The following is a 14045-nucleotide window of genomic DNA, read 5'->3' as shown; positions in this document are numbered from 1 at the left end:
ATCAATGTTTCTAGGCTTAAATTATATAGTAAGGGTGGTTATTAGATGGGTTACGAAGTTTTGATAAATTTTGTTGAGACTAATAATGAAGAAAGTATCTTATCTACAGAATATATTAAACCTAAGGAAGTAGTGTTTGTTTCTGAAAAATGTAATGATAAACAAGAGAAGTTAGAACAATATTTTAAAGAAAAATATCCAAGTGTTATATTTACATGGATAGAGTTAAAAGATAGTGATATAAAAAATGTATTGACAAAATATAGAAAAAGGAACAGTATTATAGATATAAGTTTAACATCAAAGTATCTAAGTATCGAAATTTTACATTTATCAATGAAAAGTTGCATAGATGTTTTGTATATGGATGTCAGCAAAAGGGAGATTACGATTTTTAACAACGAAGAAATGTTGAAAAAGCAAGTTGAACTAGTAGATTTAGATATTGAAGATATAGTAAATACAGGATATGGAGATATTGTTGTTGAATCCACAGATATAGGGAAAGAAAAGATAATTGATAAGTTAACTTTTCTGATTTCAAGCAATGTTGAAGTATGGAATAAGATAAAACAAAGTCTTATAAATACGGATATTATATCACATGAACAATCAGATCCATACATTGTAAATATACATTTAGATAAACTCCAAGATGATGAGATATACGTATATGAGAAGATGATAAGCCTCCTTAAAGAATATAAGCAAATTTCTTTTAAGAAAAATGGACGTTTATTGCAAGTTAGATTCTTGAATAATTTTATAAAAGGGTTTATATTTAAAACAGGTAGTTGGTTTGAAAATTTTACTAAGAACATAGTGGAAGATATAGATTTCATTGATGATGTTAAAAGTGGAGTTTTATTCCGATGGGATGAAAACGAAAGAAAAATAAAGAATGAAATAGATGTAGTTGCAGTAAAAGATGGAATATTGATTTGCATATCTTGTAAAGATAGCTGCAAATATGATGAAAATGCCCTAAATGAGTTAAATGTTTATTCACATAAAATAGGTGGAGAAAAGGTTGTGAAGATTTTAGCAGCAACCAAAGATCCATTAAAGTCTTCAGTTAATCAGAGATCTAAGGCAATGGACATAGACATAATAACTTTTGATGGAGATAAACAAAGTTTTAAAAATAAGATAAGAGCTAGTATTTTAAAAAAAATAAAATAAATAATCACGAGAGGATAGAGAGTATGGGGGAAAAGGTTAATATTAAAGATGTAGCAAGGGAGGCTGGGGTATCAATTGCTACAGTATCATATGTTATTAATAATATTAATAAAGTTACAGACAACACCAAAAATAGAGTTCTAGAGGTTATAGAAAGATTAGGATATCAACCTAATATAAATGCTAGAAGTCTTGTAAAAAAGGAAAGTAGAATAATAGGAATTATAGTACCTATAAGTGAAAAGGAAAAGGATACTATTCTTTTGGACAATCCATTTTATTTGGAGTTTTTAAGTTCAGTAGAGAACAAGGTAAGAGTAAATGGTTATAGTACAATGATACTTTCAATTTATGAAGAAAAGGAACTTATAAAGCACTTAAACAGTGGAAGTTTGGCTGGAATAATTGTATTAGGAGCTGCTAATAAATTTGTTTATGATACTTTAAGCTCAGTTGATATTCCTATAGTAGTTGTTGACCAAAAGCAAAGTAGTGATAGATTTTATTATATTAATACAGATGATGATATGGGAGCATTTTTAGCTACAGAGTACCTTATTAAAAATGGACATAGAAATATGTGTATTTTATTAGGGGGAAAAAGTGATACCTTAGTTCATAGAAATAGACTTGATGGATATAAGAAGGCATTAAGTAAATATGATATTGAGTTTGATGCAAAAAAGGTTATAGAAATTGATGTAAGCTATGAAGGTGGAATAAAGGCAGTAGATAAAATATTAGAAGTTGATGAAAATATAACAGGGATATTTGCTATATCCGATGTTGTTGCTATGGGAGTTATTAGAGGCTTATATGATAAGAGTATTAACGTACCTAGAGATAAGTCAGTAATTGGTTTTGATAATATAAGAAATTCAAAATATTTTATTCCTCAGATAACAACTATAAATCAATTTTTACAAACTAAAGCAGAGACTGCAGTTAATATCATTATGAAGATTAATGATAAGGATACAGAATTTATAAAGAAATATTTAAATAATAATATAGTAACAATACCAGTGCATATTGTTGAAAGGGAATCAGTAAGGGATATTTAAATATCCCTTTTTCCTATTGATTCACCCATTAATACAAGGGTTTCAAAACCAAGTTTAGATTGTTCTAAAATATCATCATCTATAGTTATAGTATTTTTCTTAAAGAATAAGATTGTTGTAGAACCACCAAACTTAAAATAACCTTTTTCATCACCTTTTATTACAGGTATATTTGGAGTGTATGATTGAATTATACTTCCAACGCAAGTAGCCCCGACTTCTACATGTATAACATCTCCAAAGTTTTCAGATTTGAAAATACTCCATTCTCTTTTATTCTGGCAAAATAATTTTGGAATTTTATCTAAGGCAATTGGATTTACAGAATAATAGTGACCATTAATTTTATGAGTTTCTGAGCAGATTCCATTATCTATAAAGTGAAATCTATGATAATCAAGAGGACAAAGTCTTAGCACAAGACAGACACCACCAGAGTAATCTTCTAGTATTGGATTATCACCAATAAGTTCTTTCAGAGAATATTTAATATCTTTGATTTGTACTAAGTTTGAAACATCTATATCAGTAAATGCAGTTAATCGTCCGTCACCTGGAGAAATTACAATATCTTTTTCTTTAGAAAATGGGCGGGCTTCAGGTTTTAGTTTTCTGGTGAAAAATTCATTGAAATTTTTAAAATCGGAGGTTTGTTTTTCAGCTATAGACATATCCATATTAAAGTCTTTTATATATGGATTGATTTTCTTTCTACTAAAGTTAGTGTCACAGTAGGTACCATAAAGTTTAGTAAACAACTTTTTTCTTATAAATATTTTGGTGATATTGCTACCTAAGGCAGAATTATAACACCACTCAAGATATTTCTTTCCAGCTATGTTTTCTATATCATATTGTTTAGTTTTTCTATTATAAATTTTAAGCATAATACACCTCATATGAAATTAATTTAATTTATAGTAATATTTTATACTATAAATAAATTATTATAAAGATTTAATAAAAACATGTAAAATTAATTGCGAATATTTAACAAAAAATATGTGAAAATGTTCAAAAAATTATTGAGATTTCTTGAATAATGATTTAAAATTATAAATAGGGATATTTTACATGGAGATAATAGGTGGGCAAAAAACTTATTATCAATGCTGTGACCCCTTTATTTAGATTAAGTCTCCGATATTTAAGCTTAATAGATTTAAAGGGGGTTTTTGTTCTGCTTTTATGCAAAATATGAACTACAAAGTATATAAAATTAATTAAATGTTTAAAATAATCAAAAGTGATCATTAATTATATAAAAATATATAAGTTTATTCAAATTTATGTGTTAAAATAATTATGAAATGAAAAATAGATATTATATTATATTTATTAAAGGTTATTTTGAGGGTGGCACAGATGAATAAAACAAAAAGAATTATTTTTGATTCAGCCGTAAAAGAATTTTCAGAGTGTGGATATAGCGGGGCTACAATGGATGATATTGCATTGAAAGCTGGAGTTGCAAAGGGAACATTATATTACCATTTTAAAAGCAAGGAAGAAATATTTAAGTTTGTTGTAATAGAAGGAATAAAAACATTGCAAGGTGAGTTGGCTAGTATAAATGAGACAGGATTAGGCAGTCTAGATAAAATAAGAAAGATATGCAAAAATCAACTTACTCTTATATATGAAAATACAGAATTTTTTAAGGTTTTAATTAGCCAGCTTTGGGGAGAAGAAAGCAGACAATTAGAAATTAGAATTGAATTGAGCAAGTATTTTTTAGAAATTGAAAAAGTGATAAAAATAGCAATGAATGAAGGAATAATTAAACAAGGAAATTCTAGTTTAATGGCATTCACTTTCTTTGGTAGTATGGTTTCCACCGCAGTATATGAAATGTTAAACAAAGATAAAGTTAGTGTAAATGAAGTTGTAGATCAAGTTTTAGAGATTAGCTTAAAAGGAATACTAAAATAACCACAAAAACATCTTATATTAAGATTGTAGGAATTTTAATATAAGGTGTTTTCTATCTTAGACCGAGTGCATAAGAGCCTCCTGCTCAAATTAATCGTTGACAGGGTATAACAAAAGCATTAAAATTAATTTGTTGAGTCCTCATAGTTAAATGGATAGAATAATCCCCTCCTAAGGGATAGATGTAGGTTCGATTCCTACTGGGGATACCACATGAAATAGAGAAGTGATTTAAGCACTGGGTTTAAATCACTTCTTTTACTTAAGGTTACCATTGTCTATTTTGTATCTAACTTTTTTAATTAAAAATTATCCTTATATATTTTTAATTAATTAAGTAGAAAAATCTTTTAAAAGGCTTTTGTTGCTTAAGGAATAATACCAGTGAGAAGCTCACTTTCTTTAACTACAGCGTATGCTGTGGTTCCTTTTTTAGTTTTAAAACTATCTTTAGTGTGTATTAATCTTTTATTTGTTTTTTCATATCTTCAAATCTTAATAACGCTTTCTATTTAACGTTGGACTTTTTATGTCAATATAGTAGATATAAAAAGTCCAACATTTTTAAGCTACATCTGTAGCTATTAATTTACATTGATGTGGGTTAATATAATTAATAGCAGAATGTAATATTTTTCTATAATACCAATATTCCATAGCTATATTAGCTTTTTCATATATTCTATTTTTAGGGATATAAATTTCTTATTTCTTTGTCATAGCGTCAAATGATTCGATACAAGTGATATCATAAGAACAACCTTTTGGGCAAAAGATTTTGTAATATTAAATAATAGTTCATTGAAATTTGGGCTAGTTTGAATGGGGATTACCATTTAGACTGGTCCTTGCCACTTTGTGTGCACATTTCTACATACGATTATTTTCAAGAAACTTAATAAAGTCCTCGAAAGTTCTTCCAACTCTATCTGTTGAATTTCTTACTATAGGAGATGTAGATTTTTTTCTTGGTTTATACTTTACTTTTGTAGGCAAATCAATATTCCTAGCTGTAAAAGCATTTTTGTCGAAATAATAATATAATGTATCTTTGTATTTAGTGTCTGCTATTTTAGCCTTATAATATACTTTTCACAGCTGCATGCAGTTATAGGACTACACCCGTTGTAAACATAGGGGAAACGGCTAAGCTTGTAACATTTATTTGTTGAGTATTCATTATAAGTTCTATAACAATTTATCAACTTACATTTATTACAAAACTTTCCGCAATTCTTATTACATAAGTTTGTTTTAGCACAATTTTTTTCGGCTTGTGCAGCGAAGAACATCCTTTTGTCTCTTATTAGTACTTTTAATGATTCTATTTCTTTTGATTTCCTTTAAAATAGTGGTTGGGTCTTTCGATACCTTTTCAGCTATTTCTTTTAAGGAGTAGCATTGATCTAATCCATATTCAATTAAGATACGGTCTTCTATTGTAAGGTGTTTTCCTTTGCTTGTATTAAAATTTGACATAATTGTTCCTCCTAAAATGCTAAGGACAAATATCAAATTAATTATATCAAACACTTTACAAGACTAAATTCAGTTTGTATTCAAAAACGGAAGTTACTTTTTCAACTTATGTAGAAAATGAAAGTAAAAATGGTATAAAGGTCAATATATGAAAATGTAAGTAAATGATAGAAAAACGAAGAAACATGGACAAAAAGTTCATTAATAGGTAAATACAGTAAAAATATAAGCTATAAAAAATATTGGCACAGTGGTAAAATATTAAATGATTTGGAAATTAATTGTTTAACCGCGGAGCATTAATGAAGTTTTTATACAATTACTATCATAAAATGATAGTAATTTACAAAAAAAATACCAATTATATTATTTTATATATATATTTTACTATTAAACACATATGTAAACTTAATTTAAATCAGATTGAGTATTAATTCAAAGTTTTGAATACCTTTAAGAGATATAAGCGAGTAACTAGGTTAAAGAGTTAGTATCATAATATATTTCTAAAAGGATTTTAGTGTACTATTAAGTTTAAGTGAGGGATTATAAACATGGGAAAAGTGGCAGTTAGTTTTGGTAGATATAATTATTTTAATAAGGGGCAATTTGAAACAATAAGAACTATTTTAGAAAAATATGATAAGTTGGTTTTGGGAGTTGTAAATCCAGATAAAGAAGGTGCAGAAGAAGTAGAGAAGTTTAAAGAAAAATATAGAGATTTTTATGATACTTGTGATTTGAAGGTTCTGGAGGTTCCATTGAAGTACAATGATAAAAAAGTTATTATAGAAAAATCACTTAGAAGTTTAGGAGTTTATAATGTTGAGGTAGTTGAAGTTAAACGAGTCGAATATTTCCCTTCAATATTTAATAAAACTTTTCCTAAAGATAGATATGATCTTGTGTTTCCAATTTTAAAAACAAAATTTGATATTGTGAGAAATGATGCATTTGAAGAAATCTTAGAAAGAGAAGTTATTAAGGTAGTTCCAAAATTTGAAAGTCATAATTCAGATAGTAAGAATATTAGGGATAATATTGTATATTATGATGAAGAAATTATACAAATATATAAAAGGAGTGGTATAGAAATATGAATGTTTATGTATTATCAATAGATGCGTTAGGAATAGGAGCAACAAAAGATTATAGGAATTATGATGAAACTAATAGAGATGCAAATACATTAGAAAGAATAAGTGCTTCTTATCCTGACGGTAAAATTAATCATATAAGAAATTTGGTGAATAAGGGAAGAAACAATGAGAGAATAAATTATTATAATGGGAAAAAGTATATAAGTGGGTATTTAGAGTTAGGGTATCTAGGTGCTGATAGTTATATTGGACACCAAGCTATGATGGGAAGAGTTATCAAAGAGCCTATTAGGGTATTTTTAGAGGATATATGTGATAATTTAATAAGATTAATAAAAGAAGAATACCCTAGTTATGAGATAAGATATGAAAATGGATTATTATTTGTATCTGATAAATTTATATTAGGAAACAATGCTGAATCAGATTTGGGGTTAAACTTAAATTTACTAGCGTTAAAGAAAGAAATAGACTTTGATGAATTAAAAAAATTTGCTGGTCTAATCCGAGAAAACTCCGATTTTGAAAGAATAATATGTATGTATAATAATGACATTGATTTATCATTGCTTTATAAGTGTATTAATACGGAAGAAGTTAATGGTAGGGTAATTACAAGATTTAGGGTAGCACCATTAAATTTATATAATGAAAACTACAAGGTTTATCATTGGTGTAAGCAAACTGATAATACATTAGTAAAACTTTTAAAAAAGAATGTAGAAGTCAATTTAGTAGGAAAGACTGCCGATATGTTTGATAATGAAAAGTTTAAAAAACATTGGTTTAGTAGCATAGATGAAACATTTAATTTTATTTCTAATTCTATAAAGCAACAAGATGATAGTAAAGATAGACTATTTTTTATCAATTTGCAGGAAATAGATTTATGTGGGCATGCTAAAGATTTAAATGGAGGAGTAGAAGCCTTAGTTAAGATAAATGATAATATTAATAATATAATAAGTGAAATAAATGAAGATGAGTGCTTAATTATCACTGCTGATCATGGAAATGATCCATTAATAACTCCTAATCATACTCGTGAAAATGTACCATACTTGCTTTTCGGAAAAGATTCAGTTTTATCAAAATCAGCGTACCCTAATGGTGGATTTGAACTAAGTTATATATCAGAAATTATTATGAAAGTTCTTTCATAAAAAGGATTTTAAATTATTATTAGTAAATAAGTAAAAGAAACTATAATGATTGGGGTGGAAAACTTGAGTTGTGGAAAAAAGGTATGGATTATATTTGGGACAAGACCGGAGGCTATTAAACTAGCACCTTTAATAAAGGAATTAAAACATAGAGAGAGGTTAGAAGTAAAAATTTGTGTTACAGGTCAGCATAGAGAATTGTTAGAACAATCCTTGGAAGTTTTTGGTGTGGATTATGATTACAATTTAAGCATTATGAGTGAAAATCAAAGTTTGACAAATATCACGATTAAGATTTTTGAAAACTTAGAGAAATTATTTATGGAAAATAAACCTGATTTAGTATTAGTTCATGGAGATACTACAACTGCCTATGCTAGTGCTATGGCTGCATTCTATCAAAAAATAAAAGTTGGGCATATTGAAGCTGGCTTGAGAACTCATAATCAAAACTCACCTTTCCCAGAAGAAGTAAATAGGCAAATGATAGCAAGGATAGCAAGTTTACATTTTGCACCAACACTACAAGCTAAGCAAAATCTTCTAAATGAAAATATTAAAGAAAAAGATATATATTTAACAAATAACACGGTAATAGATTCATTAAAATACACTATTAAAGAAGAATATACTTTTGAGACAGAGATATTAAATGAAATAAACTATAAAAAGAATAAGGTTATTATAGTTACAGCACATAGGAGGGAAAATTGGGGTAAAGGAATAGACAATATATGTAATGCCGCTAAGAGAATAGTTAGGGATAATAAAGATGCTGAATTGATATATATAACACATCCGAATCCATTAATTAAAGATACTGTATTTGAAAATTTAAGTAGTGAAAATAGAATACATATATTAGAATCAATAAACCCAATGGAATTTCATAATTTAATGAACAAGTCCTATATGATTATGACTGATTCAGGGGGGATTCAGGAAGAGGGTGAATATTTAAGAAAACCAATCTTGTTATTAAGAGAAACTACAGAAAGAGTAATTGGAATAGAACAAGGAATTTCTAAATTAATAGGCACTAAAGTAGAGGATATAGTAAAAGAAGCAAATAAAGTTTTGAAAGATAAAGAACTATATGTAAAGATGATTGAAGGAACAAATTTTAATCAAATAGAACAAGCAAGTGTAAAAATATCAAATATAATTGAGGAATATTTTAATTAGTGGATTGATAAAAAATGTGGTATCAAAGTTTTTAGTGAGAATATCGAAAAGAGATAAATGTTAAATGACAGTGCATTCTATGAAAATGCCAATTTTATGTTGATATATTTCCATGACTTTGAATACGTTGTAATAAAATATTAAAGTTATATAGCATGATATGAAAACTGTGAGATGACAAATATTAATAATTTAAGAAAGGAAGGTCTGTTTTATGAAAATACTCGTTACTGGAGGAGCAGGTTATATAGGAAGTACTATATGTTCTGCTTTAGAAGATAAAGGACATACACCAATTATATTAGATTCACTTATAAGTGGAAGAGTTGAATTCACTAAAAATCGTATATTTTATAAAGGAGATATAGCAGATGAAGCCTTATTAGAAACTATATTTAAAGAACATAATGATATAGTCTTCACTATTCATTGTGCAGCACTTATGGGAATCTCTAAATCAGTAGAATATCCTTTTGAATATTATACTGAAAATATATCAAAATCAATTAAACTATTCAAAAAATTAAATGAATTAGGATGCAATAAGATTATTTTTAGTTCATGTTCCACTATGTATGATGATGATGTAGAAACTTTTATGGTAACTGAAAAATCACCATTAAAACCCAAGACCCCTTATTCTAGAACAAAATATATGACTGAAATGGTGCTTGAGGATTTTTGCAAAGCATATAATATGAAGGGAATATCATTAAGATATTTCAATCTAATTGGTGCAGATCCCAAGATGAGATCAGGAATGTATAGCAGTAACGAATCAACTATATTGGGTAAATTAGTGAATGTTTACAAGGGTAGGCAAGAAAATTTTAAGATTACTGGTGTTAACTGGGCCACTAGAGATGGTTCTGGAATAAGAGACTATATAGATATTTGGGATTTAGCTAATGCGCATGTTCTAGCTGTAGAAAATTTTGAGAAAGCATTTGAGAAATGTGGGAGTGATACACCATATCTTACTATAAATCTAGGAACAGGAGAAGGTGTCACAGTTAAAGAATTAGTGAATTCTTTTGAAAAAGTGACAGGGACTATATTAAACAAAGTAGAGACTGAACCTAGGTTGGGGGATATTGGAGGGGCATATGCGAATATAGATTTAGCAAAAAAAATGCTTAATTGGGTTCCTGAAGTTAGTGTTGATGAAAGTATATTAAACGCATTAAAATGGGATGAAGTTCGTGTACAAACTTTAAAATACTAGAAAATATAAAAAATAGAGTATTTGTTAATATATTGATGAATTTTAGAACGAGAGTTATGAATTTTAAATTTATTTATGCAATTTAAAGAGAAATTAAATGTTATAAGATAAATAAAAGTTTTACTAAATAAATAGTAGTTAAGCAATTAATATAAATTATAGTTTAAGAAAGGAATGCATGTTTTATGAAAATACTTATTACTGGAGGGGCAGGCTATATAGGAAGTACTATATGCTCTGCATTAGAAGATAAAGGACATACACCAATTATATTAGATTCACTTATAAATGGAAGAGTTGAATTCACTAAAAATCGTATATTTTATAAAGGAGATATAGCAGATGAAGCCTTATTAGAAACTATATTTAAAGAACATAATGATATAGCCTGCACTATTCATTGTGCAGCACTTATAATAGTTCCGGAATCAATAGAACATCCTTTTGAATATTATACTGAAAATGTATCAAAATCAATTAAATTATTTAAAAAGTTAAATGAATTAGGATGTAATAAGATTGTTTTTAGTTCATCTGCTTCTGTATATGATGATGTAGAAAACTTTATGGTAACTGAAAAATCCAAGGTAAATCCAAGAAGCCCTTATGCTAGAACAAAATATATGATGGAAATGGTGCTTGAAGATTTTTGCAAAGCATATAACATGAAGGGAATATCATTAAGATATTTCAATCTAATTGGTGCAGATCCAAATATGAGATCAGGAATGTATAATAGTAATCCATCACATATATTAGGAAAGTTAGTTAGTGTTTATAACGGTAGAGAGGAACAACTAAAAATTACTGGTGTTAATTGGGCTACTAGAGATGGTTCTGGAATAAGAGACTATATAGATATTTGGGATTTAGCTAATGCGCATGTTCTAGCTGTAGAAAATTTTGAGAAAGCATTTGAGAAATGTGGGATTGATACACCATATCTTACTATAAATCTAGGAACAGGAGAAGGTGTCACAGTTAAAGAATTAGTGAATTCTTTTGAAAGAGTAACAGGGACTACATTAAACAAAGTAGAGACTGAACCTAGATTTGGAGATGTTGGAGGAGCATATGCTAATATAGATTTAGCAAATAAATTGCTTAATTGGACTCCTGAAGTTAGTGTTGATGAAAGTATATTAAAGGCATTAAAATGGGATGAAGTTCGTGTACAAACTTTAAAATACTAGAAAATATAAAAAACTAATGAATATATTTTTTGTATAGAATTGGTGCTTTAACGATGCTGTAGAAGAAGGTAGAGTTATAATGCAGTTAATTAAAAATTGTAATGTAGTATTTGAAGATAGAATTGAAAAAAATAATGTTATTATAGAAAATAAAAAAATAAAATTAATAACTAAAAGTTGTGATTTTAAATGTGATGTTTTGGAATGCGATGATTTGTTTCTTTCACCTGGATTTATAGATATTCATATTCATGGTACAAATGGTTATGATATAATGGATAATTCATATGAATCAATAAATAGAATATCAAAAATAATTGCTAAAAGTGGGACAACATCATTTCTTCCAACAACTATGACATATAAGATTTCGGAGACCAATGAAATAATTCATACAATTGCAAGTTCAAAAGAGCGAGGTACTGATGGTGCAAATATTATAGGCATAAACTTAGAAGGTCCATTTATAAATAAGGATGCTCGAGGAGCTCATAAATCAGAATTTATAATTAATCCTACAATAGAAAATTTTAAAGCTATAGTAGGGAATAATGAAAAATATATTAAGATAATTACAATAGCACCTGAAGTTTGTGAATGTAGAGAGTTTATTCAATATTTGAATGGAAAAGGAATTGTTGCTTCTATTGGACATACTAGAGCCACATATGATGAAGCAATAAAAGCTATAAAGTTTGGAATATCCCATTCAACTCATATATTTAATGCAATGCCAGGATTTCATCATAGAAATCCTGGGACTATTGGAGCTATATTTGATAGTAATATTACTACTGAAATAATTGCAGATGGAATATTGAATTCATTTACAGCAGTTAGATTATTATGTAATATGAAAAATTCAGATAGCATAATTATTGTCTCAGATTCAATAAAATATGCAAATATGGCGGAAGGTTACTATAAGACTGATGATTATGATTTAAGCGTTTTGAATGGAGTTGCAATGTTAAAATCAGGAGTTTTAGCTGGATCTACCACAATGTTAAATAAAGCTGTAAAAAATGTATATAAAAATACTTGTTTACCACTATATGAAGTCATAAAAATGGTAACGATTAATCCAGCTAAGTTATGCAGAATAGAATCAAAAAAGGGGATTATTAAAAGTGGGTTTGACGCAGATTTAATTCTTTTTGATAAAAATATCAATATTAATAAAGTAATTATAAATGGGAACTTGTTTTATGAATAAGAAATAAAAGGTTTTAGGGAGGCAATTATGATTGAACAAGCAATATGTAATAGGGGTTGACTTAGGAGGAACTAAGATAAATATTGCAATAGCTGATATAAAAGGGAATATAGTTATAAATGAAATCAGAGATACTGAAGCGTATTTTGGTGAAAAACATATAGTTAACAACATTTTAAAACAAATTGAGCATTTATTAAGAAAAATGAATATTAGCTCAAAAGATTTAAAAGCTATAGGAATAGGAGCACCAGGAATTATTGATCAAGACAAAGGAATTATTATTAAAGCTACTCAATTGCCGTTTGAGAATTTTAACATTATTAGCCCTATAAGAGAAAAGTATAATATCCCAATTTTCCTACAAAATGATGCTAATGTAGCAGCTTTAGGGGAATATATGTCTGAAGAAAATAAAAACTGTAAAGATATGATTTACTTAACCATAAGTACAGGAATAGGTGGTGCCGCGATAATAAATGGAGAGTTATATTTTGGTTCATCAGCTAATGCATTAGAAGTAGGACATACTGTAGTAAAATTAGATGGCGAAAAGTGTAATTGTGGAAACTACGGATGTCTTGAAACAATTGCATCGGGTAATTCAATTGAAAAAAGAGGAAATAAAATATATGAAAAACATATGAAAATATCTAATTCAAACTATAAAAAGATTACAACTAAAGATGTATTTATTAAAGCAGAAAGTGGAGAAGAACAGTATAGAAAAATTTTAGAAGAAGCTTATTTTTATTTAGCAATATCCTTAGCTAATTTAATTGTTTTATTTGATCCAGAATTAATTGTTATTGGTGGTGGGGTAGGAAATTCAAGTTATTTCGATCTCAATAAGTTAAGTAAAATTATATTTCAAAAAGGATTCTCTAAAATGCATAAGGATTTGAAAATTAGAAAATCAAAATTGAAAGGAAATTCTGGTGTGGTAGGTGCAGTTGCATTAGCTATTAGAGGGATATGATGAACTTACAACTTATTTTGTACGTAGTTAATATCTTATTTTTTGAAGTATCATTTGAAGAAATATAAATAGAATTCGTCTTTTTAGTTAAGTTTGATATAAAAATAAGTGTTAATATTCAATAGGTTTAGTAAAAAAGATGCAAAATGTAAAATTATATTGTTACAGCAGGAGTATGTTAAACAGAAAAAGTTTATTTATTTCTAGCAGACAAACATGTGGTTATTATATATGTACATTATAAAAAAGGTAATTTATATATTGATTAGATAACAAGTATTTTAATGAAAATGTTTATTATAAATTGGTAAGTATGAATGGAGGATA

13 protein-coding genes and 1 tRNA gene are annotated in these 14045 nt (G+C 27.6%); 11 read left to right on the top strand and 3 right to left on the bottom strand.

Annotation, left to right across the window (positions count from 1 at the left end; all coding sequences use genetic code 11):
• Positions 1 to 45: 45 nt before the first annotated feature.
• Positions 46 to 1182, top strand: a complete 1137-nt coding sequence (locus tag OCU47_RS18470; protein WP_261830059.1) for a Card1-like endonuclease domain-containing protein — start codon at positions 46 to 48, stop codon at positions 1180 to 1182.
• 23 nt (positions 1183 to 1205) lie between these two features.
• The gene (locus OCU47_RS18465) at positions 1206 to 2246 is read left to right on the top strand and encodes a LacI family DNA-binding transcriptional regulator (RefSeq protein WP_261830058.1); all 1041 of its coding nucleotides are present in this window, start codon (positions 1206 to 1208) and stop codon (positions 2244 to 2246) included.
• Here OCU47_RS18465 and OCU47_RS18460 read toward each other — a convergent pair.
• Positions 2243 to 3133: a phosphatidylserine decarboxylase gene (locus OCU47_RS18460; RefSeq protein WP_261830057.1), complete on the bottom strand. Its 891-nt coding sequence runs from the start codon at positions 3131 to 3133 to the stop codon at positions 2243 to 2245. The two genes, OCU47_RS18465 and OCU47_RS18460, sit on opposite strands and share 4 nt — an antisense overlap.
• Positions 3134 to 3611: 478 nt before the next feature.
• On the opposite strand from OCU47_RS18460, the gene OCU47_RS18455 reads away from it, so the two are divergent.
• Complete coding sequence (locus tag OCU47_RS18455; protein ID WP_261830056.1) at positions 3612 to 4178, top strand: TetR/AcrR family transcriptional regulator; 567 nt, start codon at positions 3612 to 3614, stop codon at positions 4176 to 4178.
• A gap of 137 nt (positions 4179 to 4315) precedes the next feature.
• Positions 4316 to 4390 (top strand) — tRNA-Arg (locus OCU47_RS18450).
• Between the two features lie 658 nt (positions 4391 to 5048).
• Here the strand turns inward: OCU47_RS18450 and OCU47_RS18445 are convergent.
• Positions 5049 to 5174 (bottom strand): hypothetical protein, encoded by a 126-nt coding sequence (locus OCU47_RS18445; protein ID WP_261830055.1) that lies wholly within the window; start codon positions 5172 to 5174, stop codon positions 5049 to 5051.
• A gap of 258 nt (positions 5175 to 5432) precedes the next feature.
• On the bottom strand, positions 5433 to 5657 hold the full coding sequence (locus OCU47_RS18440) for a helix-turn-helix domain-containing protein (RefSeq protein WP_261830054.1): 225 nt from the start codon (positions 5655 to 5657) through the stop codon (positions 5433 to 5435).
• A gap of 554 nt (positions 5658 to 6211) precedes the next feature.
• Between OCU47_RS18440 and OCU47_RS18435 the strand changes: the two genes are divergently transcribed.
• The 7 genes from OCU47_RS18435 (at position 6212) to OCU47_RS18405 (ending at position 13718) form a co-directional block, all read left to right on the top strand.
• Positions 6212 to 6757: a nucleotidyl transferase family protein gene (locus tag OCU47_RS18435; RefSeq protein ID WP_261830053.1), complete on the top strand. Its 546-nt coding sequence runs from the start codon at positions 6212 to 6214 to the stop codon at positions 6755 to 6757.
• The gene (locus tag OCU47_RS18430) at positions 6754 to 7920 is read left to right on the top strand and encodes an alkaline phosphatase family protein (RefSeq protein ID WP_261830052.1); all 1167 of its coding nucleotides are present in this window, start codon (positions 6754 to 6756) and stop codon (positions 7918 to 7920) included. Before OCU47_RS18435 ends, OCU47_RS18430 begins: the two co-directional genes overlap by 4 nt.
• A gap of 45 nt (positions 7921 to 7965) precedes the next feature.
• Positions 7966 to 9105, top strand: a complete 1140-nt coding sequence (gene wecB / locus OCU47_RS18425) for a non-hydrolyzing UDP-N-acetylglucosamine 2-epimerase (RefSeq protein ID WP_261830051.1) — start codon at positions 7966 to 7968, stop codon at positions 9103 to 9105.
• A gap of 214 nt (positions 9106 to 9319) precedes the next feature.
• On the top strand, positions 9320 to 10330 hold the full coding sequence (galE, locus tag OCU47_RS18420; protein ID WP_261830050.1) for a UDP-glucose 4-epimerase GalE: 1011 nt from the start codon (positions 9320 to 9322) through the stop codon (positions 10328 to 10330).
• 185 nt (positions 10331 to 10515) lie between these two features.
• Positions 10516 to 11523, top strand: a complete 1008-nt coding sequence (gene galE / locus OCU47_RS18415; protein ID WP_261830049.1) for a UDP-glucose 4-epimerase GalE — start codon at positions 10516 to 10518, stop codon at positions 11521 to 11523.
• A gap of 79 nt (positions 11524 to 11602) precedes the next feature.
• Entirely contained in the window at positions 11603 to 12739 is a 1137-nt protein-coding gene (gene nagA / locus OCU47_RS18410; RefSeq protein ID WP_261830048.1) for an N-acetylglucosamine-6-phosphate deacetylase, read from the top strand.
• 31 nt (positions 12740 to 12770) lie between these two features.
• Entirely contained in the window at positions 12771 to 13718 is a 948-nt protein-coding gene (locus OCU47_RS18405; protein ID WP_261830047.1) for an ROK family protein, read from the top strand.
• Positions 13719 to 14045: the final 327 nt, after the last annotated feature.

This window comes from Clostridium sp. TW13, from assembly GCF_024345225.1.
Taxonomy (GTDB): Bacteria; Bacillota; Clostridia; order Clostridiales; family Clostridiaceae; genus Inconstantimicrobium; species Inconstantimicrobium mannanitabidum.
This window is presented reverse-complemented; position numbering and strand designations above follow the sequence as displayed.

Excerpts from the sequence above, each read along its gene's own strand:
- OCU47_RS18460 (WP_261830057.1), bottom strand. The coding sequence starts at position 3,133 with ATGCTTAAAATTTATAATAGAAAAACTAAACAATATGATATAGAAAAC.
- OCU47_RS18470 (WP_261830059.1), top strand. The coding sequence starts at position 46 with ATGGGTTACGAAGTTTTGATAAATTTTGTTGAGACTAATAATGAAGAA.
- wecB (WP_261830051.1), top strand. The coding sequence starts at position 7,966 with ATGATTGGGGTGGAAAACTTGAGTTGTGGAAAAAAGGTATGGATTATA.
- galE (WP_261830050.1), top strand. The coding sequence starts at position 9,320 with ATGAAAATACTCGTTACTGGAGGAGCAGGTTATATAGGAAGTACTATA.
- galE (WP_261830049.1), top strand. The coding sequence starts at position 10,516 with ATGAAAATACTTATTACTGGAGGGGCAGGCTATATAGGAAGTACTATA.
- OCU47_RS18440 (WP_261830054.1), bottom strand. The coding sequence starts at position 5,657 with ATGTCAAATTTTAATACAAGCAAAGGAAAACACCTTACAATAGAAGAC.
- OCU47_RS18455 (WP_261830056.1), top strand. The coding sequence starts at position 3,612 with ATGAATAAAACAAAAAGAATTATTTTTGATTCAGCCGTAAAAGAATTT.
- OCU47_RS18430 (WP_261830052.1), top strand. The coding sequence starts at position 6,754 with ATGAATGTTTATGTATTATCAATAGATGCGTTAGGAATAGGAGCAACA.
- nagA (WP_261830048.1), top strand. The coding sequence starts at position 11,603 with ATGCAGTTAATTAAAAATTGTAATGTAGTATTTGAAGATAGAATTGAA.
- OCU47_RS18465 (WP_261830058.1), top strand. The coding sequence starts at position 1,206 with ATGGGGGAAAAGGTTAATATTAAAGATGTAGCAAGGGAGGCTGGGGTA.
- OCU47_RS18435 (WP_261830053.1), top strand. The coding sequence starts at position 6,212 with ATGGGAAAAGTGGCAGTTAGTTTTGGTAGATATAATTATTTTAATAAG.